This window comes from Mycobacterium sp. NGS56 (assembly GCF_059812425.1).
Window position 1 is genome coordinate 51562 of record NZ_JCALCQ010000007.1, and the last position, 24062, is coordinate 75623.

General features: G+C 67.8%; 25 protein-coding genes and 1 pseudogene. 19 read left to right on the top strand and 7 right to left on the bottom strand.

The window, feature by feature from the left end; translation table 11 throughout:
- The first annotated feature begins 2 nt into the window (after nucleotides 1-2).
- Both AC5Y4F_RS17495 and AC5Y4F_RS17500 read left to right on the top strand, forming a co-directional pair.
- Nucleotides 3-722, top strand: a complete 720-nt coding sequence (locus tag AC5Y4F_RS17495; protein ID WP_067931461.1) for a PaaX family transcriptional regulator C-terminal domain-containing protein — start codon at nucleotides 3-5, stop codon at nucleotides 720-722.
- Nucleotides 719-1486, top strand: a complete 768-nt coding sequence (locus tag AC5Y4F_RS17500) for a crotonase/enoyl-CoA hydratase family protein (RefSeq protein WP_499997724.1) — start codon at nucleotides 719-721, stop codon at nucleotides 1484-1486. Before AC5Y4F_RS17495 ends, AC5Y4F_RS17500 begins: the two co-directional genes overlap by 4 nt.
- A gap of 19 nt (nucleotides 1487-1505) precedes the next feature.
- On the opposite strand, the gene AC5Y4F_RS17505 is transcribed toward AC5Y4F_RS17500, so the two are convergent.
- From AC5Y4F_RS17505 to AC5Y4F_RS17515, 3 genes are all read right to left on the bottom strand, one after another.
- Complete coding sequence (locus tag AC5Y4F_RS17505; protein WP_067936593.1) at nucleotides 1506-2234, bottom strand: DUF732 domain-containing protein; 729 nt, start codon at nucleotides 2232-2234, stop codon at nucleotides 1506-1508.
- 170 nt (nucleotides 2235-2404) lie between these two features.
- Nucleotides 2405-2896: a DUF3060 domain-containing protein gene (locus tag AC5Y4F_RS17510; RefSeq protein WP_067936575.1), complete on the bottom strand. Its 492-nt coding sequence runs from the start codon at nucleotides 2894-2896 to the stop codon at nucleotides 2405-2407.
- A 42-nt stretch (nucleotides 2897-2938) separates the two neighbouring features.
- Nucleotides 2939-3316 (bottom strand): DUF3060 domain-containing protein, encoded by a 378-nt coding sequence (locus AC5Y4F_RS17515; protein WP_067936572.1) that lies wholly within the window; start codon nucleotides 3314-3316, stop codon nucleotides 2939-2941.
- Between the two features lie 196 nt (nucleotides 3317-3512).
- Here AC5Y4F_RS17515 and AC5Y4F_RS17520 point away from each other — a divergent pair, with 196 nt between their 5' ends.
- The 9 genes from AC5Y4F_RS17520 to AC5Y4F_RS17560 all read left to right on the top strand — a co-directional run bounded on the left by AC5Y4F_RS17520 (nucleotide 3513) and on the right by AC5Y4F_RS17560 (nucleotide 12799).
- Nucleotides 3513-4157, top strand: a complete 645-nt coding sequence (locus AC5Y4F_RS17520; protein WP_067936569.1) for a TetR/AcrR family transcriptional regulator — start codon at nucleotides 3513-3515, stop codon at nucleotides 4155-4157.
- A gap of 258 nt (nucleotides 4158-4415) precedes the next feature.
- Nucleotides 4416-4790 (top strand): 30S ribosomal protein S12, encoded by a 375-nt coding sequence (rpsL, locus tag AC5Y4F_RS17525; protein WP_007767794.1) that lies wholly within the window; start codon nucleotides 4416-4418, stop codon nucleotides 4788-4790.
- Nucleotides 4790-5260, top strand: coding sequence for a 30S ribosomal protein S7 (rpsG, locus tag AC5Y4F_RS17530; protein ID WP_007767793.1), 471 nt, complete (start codon nucleotides 4790-4792; stop codon nucleotides 5258-5260). Before rpsL ends, rpsG begins: the two co-directional genes overlap by 1 nt.
- Nucleotides 5261-5345: 85 nt before the next feature.
- Nucleotides 5346-7451, top strand: a complete 2106-nt coding sequence (fusA, locus tag AC5Y4F_RS17535) for an elongation factor G (protein WP_067936567.1) — start codon at nucleotides 5346-5348, stop codon at nucleotides 7449-7451.
- Nucleotides 7452-7614: 163 nt separating this feature from the next.
- A complete protein-coding gene (gene tuf, locus AC5Y4F_RS17540; protein WP_067936564.1) occupies nucleotides 7615-8805 on the top strand; it encodes an elongation factor Tu in 1191 nt (396 codons plus the stop codon).
- Nucleotides 8806-8967: 162 nt separating this feature from the next.
- A complete protein-coding gene (locus AC5Y4F_RS17545; protein WP_067936562.1) occupies nucleotides 8968-9729 on the top strand; it encodes a PE family protein in 762 nt (253 codons plus the stop codon).
- Between the two features lie 90 nt (nucleotides 9730-9819).
- Nucleotides 9820-10668: an SHOCT domain-containing protein gene (locus AC5Y4F_RS17550; protein ID WP_067936560.1), complete on the top strand. Its 849-nt coding sequence runs from the start codon at nucleotides 9820-9822 to the stop codon at nucleotides 10666-10668.
- Between the two features lie 90 nt (nucleotides 10669-10758).
- Nucleotides 10759-11586, top strand: a complete 828-nt coding sequence (locus tag AC5Y4F_RS17555; protein ID WP_067936557.1) for a mycofactocin-coupled SDR family oxidoreductase — start codon at nucleotides 10759-10761, stop codon at nucleotides 11584-11586.
- Between the two features lie 25 nt (nucleotides 11587-11611).
- Nucleotides 11612-12799 carry an NAD(P)/FAD-dependent oxidoreductase gene (locus AC5Y4F_RS17560; protein WP_067936554.1) on the top strand — a complete coding sequence of 396 codons (1188 nt, stop codon included), beginning with the start codon at nucleotides 11612-11614 and terminating at the stop codon, nucleotides 12797-12799.
- A gap of 21 nt (nucleotides 12800-12820) precedes the next feature.
- Here the strand turns inward: AC5Y4F_RS17560 and AC5Y4F_RS17565 are convergent, their stop codons facing one another.
- Complete coding sequence (locus AC5Y4F_RS17565) at nucleotides 12821-13648, bottom strand: inositol monophosphatase family protein (RefSeq protein ID WP_499997725.1); 828 nt, start codon at nucleotides 13646-13648, stop codon at nucleotides 12821-12823.
- Between the two features lie 197 nt (nucleotides 13649-13845).
- On the opposite strand from AC5Y4F_RS17565, the pseudogene AC5Y4F_RS17570 reads away from it, so the two are divergent.
- Nucleotides 13846-14106 (top strand): annotated as a pseudogene (locus AC5Y4F_RS17570) (aldo/keto reductase); the annotation flags it as partial.
- A gap of 54 nt (nucleotides 14107-14160) precedes the next feature.
- Here AC5Y4F_RS17570 and AC5Y4F_RS17575 read toward each other — a convergent pair.
- Both AC5Y4F_RS17575 and mftR read right to left on the bottom strand, forming a co-directional pair.
- On the bottom strand, nucleotides 14161-15207 hold the full coding sequence (locus tag AC5Y4F_RS17575; RefSeq protein ID WP_499997726.1) for a DUF2332 domain-containing protein: 1047 nt from the start codon (nucleotides 15205-15207) through the stop codon (nucleotides 14161-14163).
- Entirely contained in the window at nucleotides 15204-15797 is a 594-nt protein-coding gene (gene mftR / locus AC5Y4F_RS17580; RefSeq protein ID WP_067936587.1) for a mycofactocin system transcriptional regulator MftR, read from the bottom strand. The genes AC5Y4F_RS17575 and mftR overlap by 4 nt, the downstream gene beginning before the upstream one ends.
- Nucleotides 15798-15898: 101 nt before the next feature.
- Between mftR and mftA the strand changes: the two genes are divergently transcribed.
- The 7 genes from mftA (at nucleotide 15899) to mftG (ending at nucleotide 22450) form a co-directional block, all read left to right on the top strand.
- A complete protein-coding gene (mftA, locus tag AC5Y4F_RS17585) occupies nucleotides 15899-15988 on the top strand; it encodes a mycofactocin precursor MftA (RefSeq protein ID WP_067936546.1) in 90 nt (29 codons plus the stop codon).
- On the top strand, nucleotides 15973-16299 hold the full coding sequence (gene mftB, locus AC5Y4F_RS17590; protein WP_197520607.1) for a mycofactocin biosynthesis chaperone MftB: 327 nt from the start codon (nucleotides 15973-15975) through the stop codon (nucleotides 16297-16299). Before mftA ends, mftB begins: the two co-directional genes overlap by 16 nt.
- The gene (mftC, locus tag AC5Y4F_RS17595; RefSeq protein WP_067936540.1) at nucleotides 16296-17507 is read left to right on the top strand and encodes a mycofactocin radical SAM maturase; all 1212 of its coding nucleotides are present in this window, start codon (nucleotides 16296-16298) and stop codon (nucleotides 17505-17507) included. Before mftB ends, mftC begins: the two co-directional genes overlap by 4 nt.
- Before the next feature lie 2 nt (nucleotides 17508-17509).
- Nucleotides 17510-18697, top strand: a complete 1188-nt coding sequence (gene mftD, locus AC5Y4F_RS17600) for a pre-mycofactocin synthase MftD (RefSeq protein ID WP_067936538.1) — start codon at nucleotides 17510-17512, stop codon at nucleotides 18695-18697.
- A gap of 164 nt (nucleotides 18698-18861) precedes the next feature.
- The gene (gene mftE / locus AC5Y4F_RS17605) at nucleotides 18862-19593 is read left to right on the top strand and encodes a mycofactocin biosynthesis peptidyl-dipeptidase MftE (RefSeq protein ID WP_499997727.1); all 732 of its coding nucleotides are present in this window, start codon (nucleotides 18862-18864) and stop codon (nucleotides 19591-19593) included.
- The gene (gene mftF / locus AC5Y4F_RS17610; protein WP_067936532.1) at nucleotides 19590-21002 is read left to right on the top strand and encodes a mycofactocin biosynthesis glycosyltransferase MftF; all 1413 of its coding nucleotides are present in this window, start codon (nucleotides 19590-19592) and stop codon (nucleotides 21000-21002) included. The genes mftE and mftF overlap by 4 nt, the downstream gene beginning before the upstream one ends.
- A gap of 8 nt (nucleotides 21003-21010) precedes the next feature.
- Nucleotides 21011-22450 (top strand): mycofactocin dehydrogenase MftG, encoded by a 1440-nt coding sequence (gene mftG / locus AC5Y4F_RS17615; protein ID WP_067936529.1) that lies wholly within the window; start codon nucleotides 21011-21013, stop codon nucleotides 22448-22450.
- Here mftG and AC5Y4F_RS17620 read toward each other — a convergent pair.
- Nucleotides 22444-24033, bottom strand: a complete 1590-nt coding sequence (locus tag AC5Y4F_RS17620; protein WP_067936528.1) for an MFS transporter — start codon at nucleotides 24031-24033, stop codon at nucleotides 22444-22446. The genes mftG and AC5Y4F_RS17620 overlap by 7 nt on opposite strands.
- Nucleotides 24034-24062 lie beyond the last annotated feature (29 nt).

Below are 24062 nucleotides of genomic sequence, written 5' to 3' on the forward strand. Positions count from 1 at the left end.
CCATGCCGGATATGACAGCACGGTCGGTGGTGCTCAGCGTACTGCTCGGCGCACATCCCGCACACGCTCGTGCCAACGAATTGATAAAGCTCACTTCCGATTTCGGCATCAAGGAGTCGACGCTGCGGGTGGCGCTGACCCGCATGGTCGGTGCCGGCGATCTGGTTCGCTCCGCCGACGGCTATCGGCTCTCGGATCGCCTACTCGCCCGCCAGCGGCGGCAGGACGACGCCATCGACCCGCGGGTCCGACCCTGGCAAGGGGAGTGGGTCACGCTCATCGTGACCAGCGTCGGGAAGGACGCGCGCACCCGCGCGGCACTGCGGTCGACACTGCACGACAAGCGCTTCGGTGAACTCCGGGAAGGCGTGTGGATGCGCCCCGACAACATCGACGCGGAGCCCGGCCCCGAGGTCACGGCCCAGGCGAGGGTGCTGCGGGCGCGCGACGACGACCCCGCCGAGCTGGCCGCGCAGCTGTGGGACCTGCCCGCATGGGCCCGGGCCGGCCGTCGGCTGCTCGACGAGATGGCCGCGGCGCCAGACATTCCGGGCCGTTTTCTGGTGGCCGCGGCGACGGTCCGGCACCTGCTCACTGACCCGGTGCTGCCCGACGAGTTGCTGCCGGCCGACTGGCCCGGCGCCCGGTTGCGCGCGGCCTACCACGACTTCGCCGCTGAGCTGCTGTGGCGGCGCGAACCACTATTTGCGGAGGCGACATGACTGATCCGGTGCGTATCGAGCGCAATGGCCCGGTGACCACGGTCATCATCAACCGGCCCGCGGCGCGCAATGCGGTCAACGGCCCGACGGCCGCCGCGCTGCACTCGGCGTTCGAGGAGTTCGACCGCGACGACACCGCATCGGTGGCGGTGCTGTGGGGCGATAACGGAACATTCTGCGCCGGAGCGGATTTGAAGGCCTTCGGCACACCCGACGCCAACGCCGTGCATCGCACCGGCCCCGGCCCGATGGGCCCGACGCGGATGGTGCTGTCCAAACCCGTTATCGCCGCGGTCAGCGGCCACGCCGTCGCGGGAGGTCTGGAGCTGGCCACCTGGTGCGACCTGCGGGTGGTCGAGGAGGACGCCGTGTTCGGCGTGTTCTGTCGGCGCTGGGGGGTTCCCCTCATCGACGGTGGCACCGTGCGGCTGCCGCGGCTGATCGGACACAGCCGCGCAATGGACATGATCCTTACCGGCCGCGGCGTCCAGGCCGAGGAAGCTTTGGCGATCGGGTTGGCGAATCGAGTAGTCCCCAAGGGCCAGGCGCGTCAGGCCGCCGAGGAATTGGCCGCGCAACTGGCGGCGCTGCCGCAGCAATGCCTGCGCTCGGATCGGCTCTCGACGCTACACCAGTGGGGGACAACGGAATCCGACGCGCTCTACTTCGAATTCGCCAGCATCTCCCGCGTCGCCGCCGAGGCGAACGAGGGGGCCGCACGGTTCGCCGCGGGGGCGGGCCGACACGGCGCGTCGGCCGGATAGACCACGCGCGGCTCCAGCGTTAAGGTGCCAGCCTCACCCGGCCCGGCGGCGTGGGCGGCGACTCCGGACCGCGCCCGCCACCGCCGCCGTCGGGAGGGCCCCCCGGCGCGGCCGCGGCCGGCGGCTCCTGTTGCGGTCCCGACGGCGGCTCCTGCTGCTGCGGCGGCGGCTGTTTCGGTGGCGGCGGTTTCACCACCGGCTGGGGTGGCGTCATGATTTGAACCGTCGGCGGCGGGGCCGGCGGGAGCTGCGGTGGGTCCGGCTGGCCGGTCTCCCCCGAGGGAAACTGCCGCGCCAGGGCGGCGTCGCGCGTGTGCGCGGTGCCCCGCTGCGTCGAATCCTGCGATCCGGGCACGGGATTCGCCATGGCCGAGATGGAAGCGATCTTCGCTTGATTGTTCGGACAGTAGGCCTCGACCGCGGCGGAGATGAATCGGGCAACTGTGCGCATGACGCGGTCGGGAGGGTATGGGCCGCCGCCCGAATTGGCATTGAACGCCCGTTGCTTCATGTCGTCGACCACGCCGTCGACCGGCATTCCGCCGTCGAGTTGGCGACAAATCCGGTGGGCGGTGGCGATGAGGCTCGGCACATTCTCGAGGGCGGGGATTTGCTTTTGGTCGAGCAGTGCCAAGAACTGGTCGTCGGGGTTGGGGTCGGCCGTCGCCGTGCCGCGGGGCAGCATGACGACGCCGGTCAGTACCACGAACGTCGTGACCAGGGCGCTGGCGTGGTTGGTGCTGAACATGGCGAGATTCCGTTCTGCCGGCACGATCATATGCCGCGCCTTTGCGCGCGGCACCTCGAGCGGCAGAGAAAATGGTTGTGGTGCAACCGCAAAGCTGCGGGCATCCTGACCGCTCCGCGGCGCCGACCACCGCCGCACCGGTGAAAACCGATGCCGGCGAACGAATCCGGTCAGCCGCCCTTGTTGATCGTGTTGCCCGAACCGAGTTCGTCGACCTTGGGGTTACCGTCCTTGTAGGTGATGGTGTTGTCCATCCCCAGCACGGTGATGCGGGTGTTCACCTTGTCGAAGGTGATCTTGTTGTTGGCGCCGGTGATGGTGGCGGTCTCGCAGGCGCCCGTGACGGTCAGCGTGTTATCGGACCCGCCGACGTTCAGCGACTTGCCGCTGGCGCAGTCCAGGGTGGTGGTGGTGCCCATCGATCCGTAGTTCATCGTGTTGCCGATCTCGATGGAAGCGGTGGTGCTGGCCCCGCTCGATCCCGTCGTCGGGGCGGCTCCGGCACTGGTCGTTGCGCTGCTGCTTTTCGTGGTGGTCGTCGTCGAAGAGCCCGCCGGCGGGTTGGCCGTCGAACTGCAGCCGGCCAGCACAACGGCGGCGGCGGCCGGCGTCACGGCGAGCACTGCCAGGCGCAGCGAACGGTTACGGATGTAGGCGGACATGGTTCCTCGATTCTTGATCGGATGATGGTCGGGTGCCGTGGTTTAGCCCGGCACCTGCTGGAGCCGGTTGGTCATGCCCAGTTCGCGGCCGCGGTCCCAGAGGGCGGGCTGACCGCCCTTGTAGAACACCGTCTCGTTGTAGCCGTACACGGTGATGTCGTGTGACACCGAGTCGGCGATAACGGTGTTCCCCGAACCCATCACCGTCACCGCGTAACAGTTGCCCAGCGCGGTGACGGTGTTGCCGGTGCCGTTGACCATCAGCGTGGCGTCGTTGCAGTCGATCGTCTGCTCGGTGTCCTGTCCGACGATGTGGGTGTCACCGTTCTTGGCCTGCGCGACGCGCGGCGGGCCGGCGGCAATGGCGACGACGGTGATGGCACAGGTGGCCAGTGACCCGGCGACAGTCGTCCACTTCACTGCGGGCCCCCTCTTGGACGGGTCGGCTGCTCGAAACGAGGCAAGCATGACATTACGTGCATTTGCGCGCCCGGTGGCAGACTTTGAATTCCTTTGCCGGCGCTCACATCGCCGCCAATGGGATTAGTGTCTGAACGGGCGTCAACTAGAGTCATTAGTTAACCGCAATCCATTCACGCGATCGAAGGGCGACGCCATGGCAGCTCCACCGGATCCGCCGTCGGCGGTCGGGCGCCAACGCGCGGGACGGCCCGCCTCCCGTCCGGCCAAGCTGAGCCGGGACGGGATCATCGACGGCGCCCTGACGTTTTTGGATCGCGAGGGCTGGGACGCGCTGACCATCAACGCGCTGGCGATGCAGCTGGGCACCAAGGGGCCGTCGCTGTACAACCACGTCGACAGCCTGGAAGACCTGCGCCGCGCGGTGCGGATTCGAGTCATCGACGACATCATCACGATGCTCAACCGCGTGGGCGAGGGCCGTGCCCGCGATGACGCGGTGCTGGTGATGGCCGGTGCCTACCGCAGCTACGCCCACCACCATCCCGGCCGCTACTCGGCCTTCACCCGCATGCCGTTGGGCGGCGACGATCCGGAATACACGGCTGCGACCCGCGGCGCGGCGGCACCGGTGATCGCCGTGCTGTCCTCCTACGGTTTGGACGGCGAGGCGGCCTTTTACGCGTCCCTCGAATTCTGGTCCGCCCTGCACGGCTTCGTTCTGCTGGAGATGACCGGCGTGATGGACGAGATCGACACCGACGCGTTGTTCTCCGACATGGTGCTGCGGCTGGCGGCGGGCATGGAGAGGCGCACCGCCCCCGATGGTGCCCTTCACTAGCCCGCGCGCTGCCGCCGTCGCTTTGACCTGCGAGACCGGCGGCGGGTATTGTGGTCCCTCGTGCCTGGCGGCTTACGGCGCCTAACCGTAAGGGAGTGGATGCCGGGCGAATTCGCGTGTCCACGAAGCATCGGACCAGGTCCGGTGCGCAGCGCATGCGACACACCCGGGCGCGGGGTGATGCGGCCGGACATAACTGCAGTACACAGACTTGAGAACGCTCGAAGTATGCCGAACACGAACACAGAAAGCCGGTAGATGCCAACCATTCAGCAGCTGGTCCGCAAGGGTCGCCGCGACAAGGTCGCCAAGGTCAAGACCGCGGCCCTGAAGGGCAGCCCGCAGCGCCGTGGCGTATGCACCCGCGTGTACACCACCACCCCGAAGAAGCCGAACTCGGCGCTTCGGAAGGTCGCCCGCGTGAAGCTGACGAGCCAGGTTGAGGTCACCGCCTACATCCCCGGCGAAGGCCACAACCTGCAGGAGCACTCGATGGTGCTGGTGCGTGGTGGCCGTGTGAAGGACCTGCCCGGTGTCCGCTACAAGATCATCCGCGGTTCGCTCGACACCCAGGGTGTCAAGAACCGCAAGCAGGCTCGCAGCCGTTACGGCGCCAAGAAGGAGAAGAGCTGATGCCGCGCAAGGGGCCCGCGCCCAAGCGTCCGCTGGTCAATGACCCGGTATACGGGTCGCAGCTGGTGACGCAGCTGGTGAACAAAGTTCTGCTGGACGGGAAGAAATCGCTGGCCGAACGCATTGTTTATGGAGCGCTGGAAAATGCCCGGGAAAAGACAGGTACCGACCCGGTGATCACGCTCAAGCGCGCAATGGACAACGTCAAGCCCTCCCTCGAGGTGCGCAGCCGCCGCGTCGGTGGCGCTACGTACCAGGTCCCCGTCGAGGTGCGTCCGGATCGCTCCGTGACGCTGGCTCTGCGTTGGTTGGTCAGCTTCTCCAAGCAACGCCGCGAGAAGACCATGGTCGAGCGGCTGGCCAACGAGATCCTGGATGCCAGCAATGGCCTCGGTGCCGCGGTGAAGCGGCGCGAGGACACCCACAAGATGGCCGAGGCCAACCGCGCCTTCGCGCACTATCGCTGGTAGGGACCCCAACAGCGCCAACGGCAGGGTGGCCGGGCGTGAACCGACAGCGAACCAACCAAGCAATCGAAAGAGTGGGAAGACTTCTGTGGCACAGAAGGACGTGCTGACCGACCTGACCAAGGTCCGCAACATCGGCATCATGGCGCACATCGATGCCGGCAAGACGACGACGACCGAGCGCATCCTCTACTACACCGGTATCAGCTACAAGATCGGTGAGGTGCACGACGGCGCCGCCACCATGGACTGGATGGAGCAGGAGCAGGAGCGGGGGATCACCATCACCTCCGCGGCTACCACCTGCTTCTGGAAAGACAACCAGATCAACATCATCGACACCCCTGGGCACGTCGACTTCACCGTCGAGGTGGAGCGCAGCCTGCGCGTCCTCGACGGCGCCGTGGCCGTCTTCGACGGCAAGGAGGGTGTCGAGCCGCAGTCCGAGCAGGTCTGGCGGCAGGCCGACAAGTACGACGTCCCGCGCATCTGCTTCGTCAACAAGATGGACAAGATCGGGGCCGACTTTTACTTCTCGGTGAAGACCATGGAGGAGCGGCTCGGCGCCAACGCCATCCCGATCCAGCTGCCCGTCGGCTCCGAAGGGGACTTCGAGGGCATCGTCGACCTGGTCGAGATGAACGCCAAGGTATGGCGCGGCGAGACGAAGCTGGGCGAAACCTACGACACCATCGAGATCCCGGCCGAGCTGGCCGAGAAGGCCGACGAGTACCGCACCAAGCTGCTCGAGGCCGTCGCCGAGACCGACGAGGCGCTGCTGGACAAGTACCTCGGCGGCGAAGAGCTCACGGTCGAGGAGATCAAGGGTGCCATCCGCAAGCTGACCATCAGCTCGGAGGCCTACCCGGTGCTGTGCGGCAGCGCCTTCAAGAACAAGGGCGTGCAGCCGATGCTGGACGCCGTCATCGACTACCTGCCCTCGCCGCTGGACGTGCCGCCGGCCCTCGGCCACCTGCCGGGCAAGGAGGACGAAGAGGTCACCCGCAAACCGGCCACCGACGAGCCTTTCTCCGCGCTCGCGTTCAAGGTCGCGACCCACCCCTTCTTCGGCAAGCTGACCTACGTCCGGGTGTACTCGGGCAAGGTCGACTCCGGCAGCCAGGTCATCAACGCCACCAAGGGCAAGAAGGAGCGGCTGGGCAAGCTGTTCCAGATGCACTCCAACAAGGAGAACCCGGTGGAGACCGCCTCGGCGGGTCACATCTACGCGGTGATCGGGCTCAAGGACACCACCACCGGTGACACCCTGAGCGACCCGAACCAGCAGATCGTGCTGGAGTCGATGACCTTTCCCGACCCGGTCATCGAGGTTGCCATCGAGCCCAAGACGAAGAGCGACCAGGAGAAGCTGTCGCTGTCGATCCAGAAGCTCGCCGAGGAAGACCCGACCTTCAAGGTGCACCTGGACTCCGAGACCGGCCAGACCGTCATCGGCGGGATGGGCGAGCTGCACCTGGACATCCTGGTGGACCGCATGCGCCGCGAGTTCAAGGTCGAGGCCAACGTCGGTAAGCCGCAGGTGGCTTACAAGGAGACCATCCGGCGTGCGGTGCAGAACGTCGAGTTCACCCACAAGAAGCAGACGGGCGGCTCGGGCCAGTTCGCGAAGGTCATCATCAACCTGGAGCCGTTCACCGGCGAAGACGGCGCGACCTACGAGTTCGAGAACAAGGTCACCGGTGGCCGCATCCCCCGTGAGTACATTCCGTCGGTGGACGCCGGAGCCCAGGACGCGATGCAGTACGGCGTGCTGGCCGGCTACCCGCTGGTGAACTTGAAGGTCACCCTGCTCGACGGGGCGTTCCACGAGGTCGACTCGTCGGAGATGGCGTTCAAGATCGCAGGTTCACAGGTGCTGAAAAAGGCAGCGCAGCAAGCGCAGCCGGTCATCCTGGAACCGATCATGGCCGTCGAGGTCACCACGCCCGAGGACTACATGGGCGACGTGATCGGCGACCTGAACTCTCGCCGTGGCCAGATCCAGGCCATGGAGGAGCGCAGCGGCGCACGCGTCGTCAAGGCGCACGTGCCGCTGTCGGAGATGTTCGGCTACGTCGGCGACCTGAGGTCCAAGACTCAAGGCCGGGCGAATTACTCCATGGTGTTCGACTCGTACGCCGAAGTGCCGGCGAACGTGTCGAAGGAGATCATCGCGAAAGCGACGGGCCAGTGACCGTAGACCGCGGCGAGTAAGCGAGGCTTACGAGCAAGGAGTCGAACGGCCTGCGCGGCCAGCGGAGTAATCTTGCCGGGTCATTGGAATGCCTTGGACGCGGCACAACTGAAAACACCAACACTGCTTTAACAAGCACCAACTAGTCCAGGAGGACACAGAAGTGGCGAAGGCGAAGTTCGAGCGGACGAAGCCGCACGTCAACATCGGGACCATCGGTCACGTTGACCACGGCAAGACCACGCTGACCGCGGCTATCACCAAGGTTCTGCACGACAAGTACCCGGACCTCAACGAGTCCCGCGCGTTCGACCAGATCGACAACGCGCCCGAGGAGCGTCAGCGCGGTATCACCATCAACATCTCCCACGTGGAGTACCAGACCGACAAGCGGCACTACGCCCACGTCGACGCCCCGGGTCACGCCGACTACATCAAGAACATGATCACCGGCGCGGCCCAGATGGACGGCGCGATCCTGGTGGTCGCCGCGACCGACGGCCCGATGCCGCAGACCCGCGAGCACGTGCTGCTGGCGCGTCAGGTGGGCGTGCCCTACATCCTGGTCGCGCTGAACAAGGCCGACATGGTCGACGACGAGGAGCTGCTCGAGCTCGTCGAGATGGAGGTCCGCGAGCTGCTGGCCGCCCAGGAGTTCGACGAGGACGCCCCGGTGGTGCGGGTCTCGGCGCTCAAGGCGCTCGAGGGCGACGCCAAGTGGGTGGAATCCGTCGAGCAGCTGATGGAGGCCGTCGACGAGTCGATCCCGGACCCCGTTCGCGAGACCGACAAGCCGTTCCTGATGCCGGTGGAAGACGTCTTCACCATCACCGGGCGTGGCACGGTGGTCACCGGTCGTGTCGAGCGTGGCGTGATCAACGTGAACGAGGAAGTCGAGATCGTCGGCATCCGCCCGTCCAGCACCAAGACCACGGTCACCGGTGTGGAGATGTTCCGCAAGCTGCTCGACCAGGGGCAGGCCGGCGACAACGTCGGGCTGTTGCTGCGTGGTATCAAGCGTGAGGACGTCGAGCGCGGTCAGGTCGTGACCAAGCCGGGCACCACCACGCCGCACACCGAGTTCGAGGGCCAGGTCTACATCCTGTCCAAGGACGAGGGCGGTCGGCACACGCCGTTCTTCAACAACTACCGCCCCCAGTTCTACTTCCGCACCACGGACGTGACCGGTGTGGTGACGCTGCCGGAGGGCACCGAAATGGTGATGCCCGGTGACAACACCAACATCTCGGTCAAGCTGATCCAGCCCGTCGCCATGGACGACGGTCTGCGGTTCGCGATCCGTGAGGGTGGCCGCACCGTCGGCGCCGGCCGGGTCGTCAAGATCATCAAGTAATTTCGACGCATCGCAAAGCCCGGATTGCCGACTCGGCAATCCGGGCTTTGCGCGTTAAGACCGCGGCCCGCACCAAAGCGCGGGACAGCATGCGGCAGCGACGCCACCTGGTTTAGGATTTGCCCATATTTTTCCTGACCGTGGCGTTGCGGGGGGTGGCCGATGTCGTTCGTGCAAGCGACGCCCGAATTCGTCGCGGCTGCGGCGGGGGATTTGGCCAGGATCGGGTCGACCATCAGCTCCGCCAACACCGCCGCCATGGGTCCGACATCCAGCGTGCTGGCCCCCGGCGCCGACGAGGTGTCGGTGAGTATCGCCGCCCTCTTCGATGCGCACTCCCAGGTCTATCAGGCGCTCAGCGCCCAGGCGACCGCGTTTCACAGCCAGTTCGTCCAGCTGATGCACGGCGGTGCGGCGCAGTACGCGTTCGCCGAGGCCGCCAACGCCGCGCCCCTGCACACCGTGGCGGCCCCGGCATCGGTGGCCGCGCAGGTGCCGGCGGTGAGTGCCGCTGCCGCAGGTACGTCCGGGCCGGCCGCGCCGGCGGGACCGCTGGCCGCGGCGGTGGCGCCGGCGGCGGCAGCAGCGACGCCGGCACCGGCCGGCACGCCGGCTGCCGCGGCTCCCGCGGGATCGGCGACCCTGGTCTCGGCCACCACGCCGGCCGGCGCGGCGCGGGTGGCGACGCCGGCCTACACTCCGGCGAATTCTGCGGCCGTCGTCCAACCCGCGGCGTCGGTGGCGACACCGGCCGGCCCTCCCGCGGCCGCCCCGCTGACCGGAGTGCCGGCGCAGACCTCTGCGGCCCCGACGGTGCCGGTATCGGCGCGCACCGTGCCGCAGGCCGCGGCCGATGCGCAGCAGGCGCAACCGGCGGGCACGCCGGTCAAGCGGGTGCCGGTGGTGCCGCCCGAACCGCTGTAAGCGGCCTGACGCGGTTTGCGCGTACCGCACGCGCCGCGACTCCCGCGGCGCTAATCTGACACGGATTCGCAGTAAGCCGAGGAGGGGCATGTGTTAGCGCGCTACCTGAAGGCACAGTTGGTGGTTTTGCTGTGCGGCGGCCTGGTCGGACCGATCTTCTTGGTCGTTTACTTCACCCTGGGGCTCGACAACCTGCTGCAGTGGATGCTCTACGTCGGCCTGCTGATCACCGTGGCCGACGTGCTGGTCGCGCTCGCGTTGGCGAACTACGGGGCGAAGTCGTCGGCCAAGGTGGCCGCGCTCGAGCAGAACGGCGTCTTGGCGCTCGCTCAGATCACCGGGATCAGCGAGACGGGGACGTGGGTGAACAACCAGCAGGTCGTCAAGGTGCGTCTGCACATCGCCGGCCCCGGGATCCTGCCGTTCGACAGCGAAGATCGGGTGATCGCCAGCGTCACCCGGCTGGGCAACCTCAACGCCCGCAAGGTGGTGGTCCTGGTCAACCCCACCACCAGCGAATATCGAATCGACTGGGAGCGAAGCGCTTTGGTCAACGGCCTGGTGCCGGCGCAGTTCACCGTGGCCGAGGACAACAAGACCTACGACCTGAGCGGTCAGGCGGGCCCGTTGATGGAGATCCTGCAGATCCTCAAGGCCAACAACGTGGCGCTCAACCAGATGGTCGACATCCGGTCGAATCCGGCCCTGCGTGCCCAGATCCAGGCGGTGGTGCGGCGAGCGGTCGAACAGCAGGCCCCGGCCGCGCAACCGGCAGCGGCCGCCGCACCCGGCGCGGCACCTGCGGCGGCGGCGGTCGTCACGCCGCCGGAACCGTCGATCGCCGCGCGGTTGCAAGAGCTGAAGGACTTGCACGCCAGTGGGGCGCTGACCGACGCCGAATACACCAGTCGGCGCGCGTCGATCATTTCCGAGATCTAAGAGCTCGTCCGGCGCCGCCGGGCGAATTAGAACACGTTTCAGTTGCGCTGCTAGCCTGGCTTGGTCTATCGGCGGTCGAAGGGGTTACACGTGACTGGACAGGCCGGATCACTGCAGGGACGGGTCGCATTCATCACCGGGGCCGCCCGCGGGCAGGGTCGCTCGCACGCGGTGCGGCTGGCCCGCGAGGGCGCCGACATCATCGCGCTGGACATCTGCGCGCCGGCGTCCGCCAGCGTGACGTACCCGCCGGCCACCCGGGAGGACCTCGACGAGACCGCCCGCCTGGTGGAGAACGAGGGACGCAAGGCCTTACGGCGCGAGGTCGACGTCCGCGACGACGCCGCGCTGCGGGATCTGGTCGCCGACGGGATCGAGCAGTTCGGGCGGCTCGACGTCGTGGTGGCCAACGCCGGAGTGCTGAGCTGGGGTCGCATTTGGGAGCTCACCGACGAGCAGTGGGACACGGTGATCGGCGTCAACCTAACCGGCACCTGGCGCACGCTGCGCGCCACGGTGCCCGCGATGATCGAGGCGGGAAACGGCGGCTCGATCATCGTGGTCAGCTCCTCGGCGGGCATCAAGGCCACCCCGGGCAACGGCCACTACTCGGCGAGCAAACACGGACTCACGGCGCTCACCAACACGCTCGCCGTCGAGCTTGGCGAATTCGGCATCCGGGTCAACTCGATCCACCCGTATTCGGTGGACACCCCGATGATCGAACCCGAGGCGATGATGGAGATCTTCGCCAGGCACCCGAGCTTCGTCCATAGTTTTCCGCCAATGCCCGTGCAGCCCAACGGCTTCATGGCGGCCGACGAAGTGGCCGATGTGGTGGCGTGGCTGGCCGGCGATGGCTCGGGCACACTCACCGGAACGCAGATCCCCGTGGATAAGGGTGCCCTAAAGTACTGACCGGCGATCGTGCTAAGAACTCCACGTGAGTAGTGACGAAAGCGCCAACGGCGGGATCGTGATCGTCGGCGGCGGATTGGCCGCGGCCCGCACCGCCGAGCAGCTGCGGAAAGCCCAGTATTCCGGACCCATCACGATCGTCAGCGACGAGGTTCACCCGCCCTACGACCGCCCGCCACTATCCAAAGAGGTACTGCGCAAGGAGGTCGACGACACCGCGCTCAAACCGCGCGAATGGTACGACGAGAACGACATCACCCTGCGGCTGGGGTCGGCCGCGAGAAGCCTGGACACGGTGGCGCAGACGGTGACTCTGGACGACGGGACGACGGTGGGCTATGCCGAACTGGTCATCGCCACCGGCCTGGTGCCGCGGCGCATTCCGGCGCTGCCGGATCTCGAAGGCATCCGCGTGCTGCGGTCAGTCGACGAGAGCTTGGCGCTGCGCGAGCACGCGTCCGCGGCGCAGCGCGCAGTGATCATCGGCGCCGGCTTCATCGGCTGTGAGGTCGCGGCCAGCCTGCGCAGCCTGGGTGTGGACGTGGTGCTGGTGGAGCCGCAGCCGACGCCGCTGGCCGCTGTGCTCGGCGAGCAGATCGGCGAGCTGGTGGCCCGGCTGCACCGCGCCGAAGGGGTCGACGTTCGCCTCGGCGTCGGGGTGGCGCAGGTGCGCGGCGATTCACACGTCGAGGCGGTCGTGTTGAGCGACGGCACCGAACTGCCGGCCGACATCGTGGTGGTAGGCATCGGGTCGCGCCCGGCGACCGACTGGCTCGAGGGCAGCGGCGTCGAGGTCGACAACGGCGTCATCTGCGACGAAGCCGGACGCACCAGTGCGCCGAATGTGTGGGCGCTCGGGGACGTTGCATCGTGGCGTGACGCGACGGGACACCAAGGGCGCGTGGAACATTGGAGCAATGTCGCCGATCAGGCACGGGTGGTCGTCCCTGCGCTGCTGGGTCAGGACGTGCCGTCGGTGGTCGTCGTCCCGTACTTCTGGAGCGACCAATACGACGTCAAAATCCAGTGCCTCGGTGAGCCCGAAGCCGACGACATCGTCCACCTCGTCGAGGATGACGGCCGCAAGTTCCTGGCCTACTACGAACGTGACGGGGCGCTGGTCGGGGTGGTCGGCGGCGGGATGCCGGGCAAGGTCATGAAGGTTCGTGCGAAGATCGCCGCGGCCGTGCCCATCGCCGAAGTACTAGGCTGACGCGGACTTTCGCACCCGGCGCTAGCCGACGGCGGTCGCGTACCGGTCGCCGGGGACCTCGGTGTTGCGGATCACCGTGGCGAGCTGCTCGGCGATACCGGGTGCGGCGACGATCGTGGACGCCGAGCTGTAAGTGTGCGGGCTGCCCTGCGCGTCGGTGAGCTGCGCCCCGGCCTCGCGGGCGATCAGCGTCCCCGCCGCGGTGTCCCAGGGCTTGTTGGACATCATCACGCAGGCGTCCAGGGCGCCCTCGGCGACGAAGGCGAGGTCGAGGGTTGCCGCGCCGATCATCCGGATTCGTTCGACGCGGGGCACCAGCTCGGTCGTGAGCGCCAGCCGGTGCTGATTGAGCCGGCCGGCATCGTGACCCACGGCGTAGTCGCCGAGGGACACGATGGCGCCGCTGAGGCTGTCGGTTGCGCTGGCGGTGATTCGTTGCCCGTTGACGAACGCGCGTTTGCCTTCGACGGCGTGGTACGTCCTGCCGAGCAGTGGAGCGTGGGTGACGGCCACCACGGCGCGACCGGCATGCAGGAGGGCAAGCGATACCGCGCACAGCGGCAGGCCGTGAACGAAGTTGGACGTCCCGTCGATCGGGTCCAGAACCCACAGCCACTCGGATGTTTCGATGTGCGGCTGATGTTCGGATTCTTCGGCCAGCAGCGCGATATCGGGCGTGACCTGCGCGAGGTAGGTGGCGATATCGCGCTGGATTGCCAGGTCGACGTCGGTGACCGTATCGCGGTCACCCTTGTGCAGTACCGATCGTGGCTGCGACTTCTTGAGGGTGGTAGCACCGATTTGTGTTGCCTGCCAAGCAATTTCGACAAGTGCTTGCATAGTCTTCATAGACGGCTTTGCCTCGCTTCCAGCGTTGGCGTGCGTTCGGCGTTCGTCGAGCATAAAGGATCGGCGAGTCCGCCTCGCGCGCGCCCCGTCAGATACCGGAGATCGAAAGCACTTAGATCATCGAGCTTTTCGCTCCGGTGATACACCTCCCGAACTTCAACGTCTCGAAGACCGAAGGGTGCGGCACTGTATCCAGCGTCACACAATTGCCATCACCGGCAACGCCAAAGGCATTGTGCTGGACCGCCCAGTACGGTCGCACGCCCGCGCAGGTGCTGCTCCGGTGGAACTTGCAGCTGGACAACGTCGTGGTCTCGCGGTCGTCCAAACCCGAACGCGTCGCCCAGAACCTGGACGTGTTCGACTTCACCTTGGACCCCGAGCACATGGAGGCCATCGAAGGATTGCATGACGGCACCCGCGTGCTGCACGATCCGATGACTTTCATGGGGACCTAGTCCCATCCGGCGGCTGAAACGCCGGACGGCGCTTCGGCATTCGGCCGCGCCGGTTTATCGCCAATCCACCGGCGGGCCGTGCGGATGGCATTCGCCCAGCACCCGCGGCTCGCCCTGCGGCCAGACGCGGGCCCGCACCACGAACTTGATCGGTGCTCGCGGCCCGGCACGCGCGGGCTCCATCGTGAGGTGGGCGAACGGCGAGCGCGCCTCGGCGCGTCGAGCGAGCGCGTCCACGTGTGCGCGCACCGCGCCGCGTTCGTCATAGGACAGATACTGCCAGGTGATCGAATGCCACAGGACGGTCAGCGCACCGTCGGCCAGCGTCAGGCCGGCGACCGCGTCGGCCGCCGTCCGGCGCTCGAGCGAGGCCGGGACCCGGCGGGCGACCTCGATGGCGCCGCGCAGCCGCACCAGCCGGGCGCCCTGGTCGGGCCAGACATAGCTCAGCACGGTCATCTCCCCGTCGGCGTCGCGCACGTCGATGGGCGCGATGTCATACCCATGCCGCGCGACGATCCGCAATTCCCGCCGCGGCGGGAGGGCGCCGCGCCACGCATCCTCGATGGTCACCGGCGAGTCGGGCGGCCCCCACCGGCCACCGGCGAAGCCGTAGCTGTAGTGATCCCCGCGCAGGTTCAACCCCGCGCTCGATCCGATCTCGAAAAGCCTTACGGGCAAGTCGAATCCGTGGTTGATGTGCAATAGTCCGCCGATCAGGGCGGCGGATCGGCCCACCTCGTTGGTCTGCGGTGGCTGGCACAGCGCCGCGCGCAGCACGTCGACGTGACCGGCGGCGGTGTCCAGGATCTCCGGCCAGGCGGATCTGGCATCCCAGGCACCCCCGGTGCTGGGGTAAAAGCGACGCAACCGCTCCGCCCGGCCGTCGAGCACCAGCCTGTGCAGCCCGCCGAGCAACCTCAGCGGCACCGCGTCGCGCGACGGCGCGTCTTCGCGCCCGGACAAGACGGTCGCGAAGACGCCGCCGGCTTCGACGTCGCCGGCCACCAACTCGAACAGCTCGCCATACATCCGTGAGCCCGACGAGGCGCAGAACCTGCCCTGTGACCGCAGGGTGTGTACCAGGTGCTCGGGCGTCACCGGCTCAACCCGTCCAGCCCGGCGCCGACGACGTCGAAGGCTTGGCCCAGGGCGACCGGCAGCGGGACGGATTCATCGCTCAGCCAGTGTTCGTAGGCCGACAAGGCCACCCCGAGCATCGTCCAGGCGACGGTCTGGGGCGCCAGATCGGTGATCTTGCAGTCCAGGCGACGTGCCACGAACCCGGCGATCACCTCGCGCCAGCCCGCATACATCGTCATCGAATACGCTTGCAGCTCAGCGGTTTGCAGGATCACCCGCATGCGCCGGCGATGCCGGGCCATCTCGGATTCGTCAAACGTGTTGAATGCCAACAGCGCAGCGCGCAGCGCATCACCCAGGCGCACGTCAACACCGACGTTGTCGAGCAAATCACGTAGGTGGGCAAGGTGGTTGTCGAAGTCGCCCCAGGGAATGGCGTTCTTGGACGCGTAATACCGGAACAAGGTCCGCCGGGATATACCGGCGGCCTGGGCGACGTCGTCGACGCTCACGTCGGCGAAACCGCGTGCCGTGAACATGTCGATGGCCACGTCGGTGATGTGGTGAGGGGTGGTCGAGCGGCGCCTGCCCACCCGCGGATGCGGCACCATCGGACCCTGCCCTTCCATTTCGGCACTCGATGCCATATTCTGGCGCCGAGTGTGACTCAGACCCCATCGTTGTCAAGACCGGACGAAAGGCAAGCCCCGTGGACCACGAGACCGAAACCGACCCTGCACTCGTGAACGAGACCCTGGTCGAAGAAGTGTCCATCGACGGCATGTGCGGGGTCTACTGACCGTGGCCGCGCCCGCGCAGGCACGGACGGTAACCTCGTTCGATCCTGATCGCGGCTGGCGATTGCACCCGCAGGTGGCGGTTCGGCCGGAACCGTTCGGCGCGCTGCTCTACCACTTCGGTACCCGCAAGCTGTCGTTTCTGAAGAACCGCACGATCCTTGACGTGGTGCAGTCGCTGGCCGACCATGCCGACATCCGGGCCGCCTGCCGCGCGGCGGGGGTGGACGACGCGGCGCAGGCGCCGTATCTGCATGCGCTGGGTGTGCTCGTCGAGTCCAACATGCTGGTGCCCCGGGAGGACCATCAATGACCGCACCATCGCAGTCGCCCGTGCCGCGGCTGATCGAGCAGTTCGAGCACGGGCTGGACGCGCCCATCTGCCTCACCTGGGAGCTGACGTACGCCTGCAACCTGGCCTGCGTGCACTGCCTGTCGTCATCGGGCAAGCGGGATCCGCGAGAACTGTCCACCCGCCAATGCATGGACATCATCGATGAGCTGGAACGCATGCAGGTGTTCTATGTCAACATCGGTGGCGGGGAACCCACTGTGCGTCCCGACTTTTGGGAACTGGTCGACTATGCCACCGAACACCACGTCGGCGTGAAGTTCTCCACCAACGGCGTCCGGATCACACCCGAGGTCGCCGCGCGGCTGGCGGCCAGCGACTACGTCGACGTCCAGATCTCGCTGGACGGCGCCACCGCCGAGGTCAACGACGCCGTCCGCGGACCCGGCTCGTTCGACATGGCGATACGCGCGCTGGAAAACCTTGCCGGCGCCGGTTTCTCCGACGCCAAGATCTCGGTGGTCGTCACCCGGCACAACGTCGACCAGCTCGACGAATTCGCAGCCCTGGCAAGCCGTTACGGCGCCACGCTGCGGATCACCCGGCTCCGCCCATCGGGGCGTGGCGCCGATGTCTGGGAAGAGCTGCACCCCACCGCCGACCAGCAGGTCCAGCTGTATGACTGGCTGGTCGCCAAGGGTGAGCGGGTGCTCACCGGCGACTCTTTCTTCCACCTGGCCCCGCTCGGCCAATCCGGCGCCCTGGCGGGCCTGAACATGTGCGGCGCGGGTCGCGTCGTGTGCCTGATCGACCCAGTCGGGGATGTCTACGCCTGCCCGTTCGCCATCCACGACCGCTTTCTGGCCGGAAACGTGTTGTCGGACAGCGGTTTCTCCAACGTCTGGAAAAACGCCCCGCTGTTCCGCGAGCTGCGCGAACCCCAGTCGGCGGGCGCCTGCGGCAGTTGCGGGCACTACGACAGCTGCCGCGGTGGATGCATGGCCGCCAAATTCTTCACCGGCCTGCCGCTGGATGGACCGGACCCCGAATGCGTCCAGGGCCACAGCGTGACGGCGCTGGCGCATGACCGCGAGGCGCCGCGCCCCCGGGCCGATCACTCCCGCGGCAAGCGCATCCGCCAACCGGTGCCGCTCACGTTGTCGCTGCGACCGCCGGCGGTCACGCCCGCCGCGCCGCCGGCCCGCATGTGTAACGAAAGCCCGGTGTAACCATGGCGGACGCATGGTTTGAAACCGTCGCCATCGCGCAGCAACGCGCCAAGCGCCGGCTGCCGAAATCTGCCTATTCGTCGCTGATTTCGGCCAGCGAAAAGGGAGTCACGGTCTCCGACAACGTGGCAGCGTTCAGCGAGCTCGGGTTCGCGCCGCACGTCATCGGTGCGCAGGAGAAGCGTGATTTGTCGACCAGTGTCATGGGACAAGACATTTCGTTGCCGGTGCTGATCTCACCGACGGGCGTACAGGCGGTGCACCCCGATGGTGAGGTCGCCGTGGCGCGGGCCGCCGCCGCCCGCGGCACCGCCATGGGGCTGTCTTCGTTCGCCAGCAAGCCGATCGAAGAGGTCATCGCGGCGAACCCCAAGCTGTTCTTCCAGGTGTACTGGCTGGGTGACCGCGACGCGATCGCCGCGCGGGTCGAGCGCGCCCGCGCGGCCGGGGCGGTGGGGCTGATCGTCACCACCGACTGGAGCTTCTCGCACGGCCGGGACTGGGGCAGCCCGGCGATCCCGGAGAAGATGAACTTCAAGACCATCGTCAAGATGAGCCCGGAGGTCATCACCAAGCCGCGCTGGTTCCTGCAATGGGCGAAGACCATGCGGCCACCGGAGCTGCGGGTGCCCAACCAGGGCCGCCGGGGCGAGCCCGGCCCGCCTTTCTTTCAGGCGTACGGGGAGTGGATGGGCACCCCGCCGCCGACCTGGGAGGACATCGCCTGGCTGCGCGAACTGTGGGGCGGGCCGTTCATGCTCAAGGGGGTCATGCGCGTCGATGATGCGAAAAAGGCGGTGGATGCCGGGGTTTCGGCCATTTCGGTGTCGAACCACGGCGGCAACAATCTGGACGGCACGCCGGCCTCGATCCGCGCCCTGCCCGCGGTGGCCGCAGCCGTCGGCGATCAGATCGAGGTGCTGCTCGACGGCGGTGTCCGGCGCGGCAGCGACGTCGTCAAGGCCGTGGCGCTGGGAGCGCGTGCGGTGATGATCGGCCGCGCCTACCTGTGGGGGCTGGCCGCGGCCGGCCAGCCGGGTGTGGAGAACGTCCTCGACATCTTGCGCGGCGGTATCGACTCGGCGCTAATGGGCCTCGGGCTGTCCTCGGTGCGCGATCTCGGACCCGACCACATTCTGGTGCCGCCCGGCTTCGCCCGGGCGCTGGGCGTGGCCCCGGGCGGCGCGTAGCGAAAGCCTGGCCATCCCGGGCGGATAAATCCGGATTAAGTGACGGCTGCGCAAATCGTGGTACGGGCGGGGTAACCGTGACGGACGAGCCAACGATTCGAACGCCCGGTGAATGGCCGGAGAAAAAAAGTTATTTTCAAGCTTCAACAATTGGTGCACGCCAGGTGAATTCGTCCTACCATCACCGAGTGTCCGTACTCGGCGACTTGGGAACCGCGACGTCGAGCCAGCTATCAAGCATGTCGGCGTCGGTATTGGTTCCGCTGGGGTCGACCGAACAACACGGTCCGCACCTGCCCCTGGACACCGACACCCGGATCGCGACGGCGGTCGCCGGCGACGCTGCGCCGCGCCTCGGCCACGAGTGGCTGGTGGCGCCGCCCATCGCCTATGGCGCCAGCGGCGAGCACCAAAGTTTCGCCGGAACGATCTCGCTGGGCACCGAGGCGCTGACGCTGCTGCTGGTCGAGTACGGCAGGTCGGCGGCCGGCTGGGCCCGTCGGCTGGTCTTCGTCAATGGTCACGGCGGCAACACCGGGGCGTGCCGCGCGGCGGTGGCCAAGTTGCGCGCCGAGGGCCGCGACGCCGGCTGGTGCCCCTGCCTGTCCGCCGGCGGGGACGCCCACGCCGGCCATACCGAAACATCACTGTTGCTGCACATCTCGCCGGCCGAGGTGCGCAGCGATCGGTGGGTGGCCGGCAACACCGCACCACTGCCCGAGCTGCTCGGGCCGATGCGGCGCGGGGGAGTCGCGGCGGTCAGCCCGGTCGGCGTGCTGGGCGACCCGACCACGGCCACCGCCGCCGAGGGCAAGCGGATCTTCACCGAGATGGTGCACGGGTGTATCCGGCGGATCATCCGGTGGCGGCCCGGGCCCGACGGGATGCTGACATGACCGCGCCCCGGTTGCCGGACGGGTTCGCCGTTCAGGTCGACCGCCGCGTGCGGGTGCTCGGCGACGGCTCGGCGCTGCTCGGCGGTTCGCCGACCCGGCTGCTCAAGTTGGCCCCCGCCGCCCAGGACATGCTCTCGGACGGCCGGCTGAAGGTGCGCGACGACCTCAGCGCCCAACTCGCCCGCACCCTGCTGGACGCCACGGTGGCGCATCCGCGGCCAGCGGGTGGTCCGTCGCACCACGACGTGACAGTGGTAATTCCGGTGCGGGACAACCTTTCTGGTGTGCGCCGCCTGGTCAGCTCACTGCGTGGCCTGCGCGTCGTCGTGGTGGACGACGGCTCGCTGCCGCCGGTCGAACCGCAGGACTTCGTCGGCGCGCACTGTGACATCGAGGTGCTGCGCCACCACCGCAGCAGGGGCCCGGCGGCGGCCCGCAACACCGGTCTGCGGGCCTGCCGGACGGACTTCGTCGCCTTCCTGGATTCCGACGTCGCACCGCGCCGGGGCTGGCTGGAGGCCCTGCTCGGTCATTTCTGCGATCCCACGGTCGGCCTGGTCGCGCCCCGCATCGTCGGCCTGTCGCACAGCGAGAACGCGGTGGCGCGCTACGAGGCGGTGCACTCCTCGCTCGACCTCGGCGAGCGCGAGGCGCCGGTATTGCCGCACAGCACGGTGTCCTACGTGCCCAGCGCCGCGATCATCTGCCGGTGCTCGGCGATCCGGGGGGTCGGCGGGTTCGACGAGACCCTGCAGTCCGGTGAGGACGTCGATCTGTGCTGGCGGCTCATCGAGGCGGGCGCACGGCTGCGCTACGAGCCGATCGCGCTGGTCGCTCACGACCACCGCACCGAGTTACGGGATTGGCTTGCGCGCAAAGCGTTTTACGGCGGCTCGGCGGCCCCGTTATCCGTACGCCACCCGGACAAGACGGCGCCGGTGGTGATTTCCGGCTGGGCACTGATGACGTGGATCCTGATGGCGTTCGGGTCCACCCTGTCGCGGCTGGTGTCCATCGTCTTCGCCGTGCTGACCGGTCACCGGATCGCGCGGGCGATGCGCAGCGCCGAGACCTCGATGGCCGATGTCGCGACGATTGCGGGCCGAGGCCTGTGGTCGGCTGCGCTGCAGCTGGCGTCGGCGCTGTGCCGGCACTACTGGCCGCTGGCGTTGGTGGCCGCGGCCATGTCGCGTCACTTCAGGCGGGTCGTTGTGGTCGCGGCCGTCATGGACGGGGTGGTCGACTGGCTTCGCCGCCGCGACGCCATCGGTGACGATGTGGAACCGATCGGACTGCCGACCTACCTGGTGCTCAAACGCGTCGACGACCTGGCGTATGGGCTCGGCTTGTGGTGGGGTGTGCTACGGGAGCGCAACGCGCGCGCCCTGAAACCCCAAATCCGGACTTAACCACCGCCTTGACCACAGCCGCCTCGCACAGCGATGTGCTGATCGTCGGCGCCGGCAGTGCAGGATCGGTTGTTGCGGAACGTCTCTCCACCGATCCGCGGTGCACGGTGACGGTCCTCGAGGCGGGTCCGGCGCTCGACGACCCGGTACTGCTGGCCCAGACTGCCAACGGTTTGCAGTTGCCGATCGGCGTCAAAAGCCCGCTGGTCCGGCGCTACCAAACCCGCCTCACCGAGCAGCCCGCTCGCCAGCATCCCCTGGTGCGCGGGGCCACGGTAGGCGGATCTGGCGCGGTCAACGGCGGCTACTTCTGCCGCGGGTTGCCGCACGACTTCGATCGTATCGCCGTCGAGGGCTGGGGGTGGTCCGAGGTCCTGGACAGCTTCCGCGCCATCGAGACCGACCTGGACTTCGATGGCCCCGCCCACGGCGACAGCGGTCCCATCCAGGTGCGCCGCACGCACGAAATGACCGGCACCACAGAGCGATTCATCGCCGCCGCCGAGCGCGCCGGGTTCGGCTGGATAGCAGACCTCAATGATGCTGCGCCAGACCAGGTTTCGGGAATCGGAGCGGTCCCACTCAATATCGTCGATGGTGTGCGGCGGGGCTCCGGCGCGGGATATTTGATCCCGGCGCTGAGCCGGCCGAATCTCAACCTGCGTGCACGGACCCGGGCGGTCCGGTTGCGTTTCGCCGGCACCGTTGCGGTGGGCGTCGACGCGATCGGTCCACACGGGCGGATGACCTTGACCGCCGACCGGGTGGTGTTGTGCGCCGGGTCGATTGAAACGGCGCACCTCCTCATGGCCTCGGGCATCGGTGATGAACCGATGCTGACCGGCGCCGGGGTTCCGGTGGTGGTGGCGCTGCCCGTGGGGACGTCGTTCAGCGATCATGCCGAGTGGGTGTTGCCCACCGATTGGACGGTGGCGCCCGGACGGCCGGTGCTCGAGGTGGTGCTCAGCACGGCCGACGACCTCGAGATCAGGCCGTACACGGGCGGATTCGTGGCGATGACCGGCGACGGCACCGCCGGGCATGCCGACTGGCCACATATCGGGGTCGCACTGATGCAGCCGCGGGCGCGCGGGCGCATGACGCTGGTCTCGGCCGATCCCGACGTGGCGCCGCGAATCGAACACCGCTACGACAGCGAGCCCGACGACGTCGCGGCGCTGCGCAGGGGAAGCGAGTTGGCCCGCGAATTGTCCGGCGGCACTATCGATGCCGCGGCCGTGGTCTGGTCGACCTCGCAACATCTTTGCGGTACCGCACCGATGGGCGCCGACGGCGACCCGCATGCCGTCGTGGACCCCCGGTGCCGGGTGTTCGGCATCGACAACCTGTGGGTGATCGACGGCTCGATCCTCCCCGCCATCACCAGCCGCGGCCCGCACGCCACGATTGTGATGATCGGGCACCGGGCCGCGGAGTTCGTTCAGTGACGCGCGAGCAGGCGCCGCACCGGGCGTAGCTGGCGACCGTCGCGGCCGGGAGCCCACACCCCGATCGCCACGGCGGCGACCGCGACGATCGTGGCCATCGTGATGGTGGAGGCGTGCAACGCGGCCAGGAACGCGGACTTACTGATGTCGGCCAGCTGCCGCCCCTGGGGCCCGAGCCGGCCGGCGATCTCCACGGCCTTGGCCAGCGAGTCGGTGGCCTGAGCGCGCACCGGTGCGGGAAAGCCCGCCAGCATTGGCCCAAGCTCGTGCGAGTAGCGGCCGGCCAGGATGGATCCGGCCACGGCGATGCCCAATGCGCCGCCCATTTCCCGTGATGTGTCGTTCACGGCCGAGGCGACGCCCTGCTTCTCGTCGGCAACGGCACCCATGATCGCCGAAGTGGTTGGTGCCGTGCATATTCCAATACCTGTGGCGAGAATCAGTGTGGGCCAGGCGAATTCGAAATACGTCGAATGTAGGTCCAGCCCGTGCATGCACCCGAATCCAACCGCCATCAGCGATGTGCCGACGAACAACACCAACCGCAGCCCCAGCTTGGGCACATACCAGAACGACAGGGCCGAGAAGATGCCCAGCGGCACCATGAACGGCCCGAAGGCGATCGCGGTCGCGAGCGCGGAGTAGCCCATGATCTGCTGCACGTACTGCATCCCGATGTAAAAGAACCCGAAGGTGGCGCCGAACAGGATGACGATCGCGGTCACCCCCGTGGCGAAATTGGGGTCGGCGAACAACCGCACATCCAGCAGTGGTTGCCTGCCGCGCCACGCCATGCGCAGCTCGAGGGCGCCGAATCCCGCTGCAATCACCGCGCCGACGACGAGTCCGCCCCACACCACCGGGTCGCTCCAGCCGCGGCCGGGCGCTTCCAGGATGGCGGCCACGGCGATGGCGACCGCCGCGCCGATCAGGATCGCGCCAAGCGCATCGATCCGGGGAGCGCCCGCGTCGCGGGACTTGGCGACGGTGCAGGCCAGCGCGAGAATCGCCAGGCCGGCGATGCCCAGCGACCAGAAGATGGCGTGCCAGTCCCAAAAGCGAAGCAACAGACCAGAACCGAGCATGCCCAGGACGCCGCCGGAACCGGCCGTCCCGGCCCAGATGCCAACGGCTTTGGTGCGGTCGTCTTTTGGATAGGCCACCGTCAGCAGCGACAGCGTGGCGGGCATGACGAATGCGGCGCCGATCCCAGCCACCGCCCTGCCGGCGATGATCTGAGACGGACTGTGCAGCAGCGCGGGTGCCATCGAGCCGATCGAGAACACCAGCAGCCCGGCCAGCAGCGCACCGCGCCGGCCGTAGCGGTCACCTATCGCGCCGGCCGGCAGCAGCAGACAGGCCAATGCGACGGTGTATCCGTCGACCACCCAGTTCAGCTGCGATGCGGTGGCCGAGGTGGCCACCGCGAGGTCGCCGAGCGTGGTGTTGAGCGCGGTCATCGACGCCACCACCAGGGCTACCGCCATGCAGGCGACGGCCAGCGTCCAGTTTCGGGCCCGGAAGCTGTCGCCGACCCCGAGCGCGTCAGTACGCTGGTCAGACCGGACCAGGGTTTCGACCATGCGATGCGCCTCCTTGGAGCGTGCGGCGT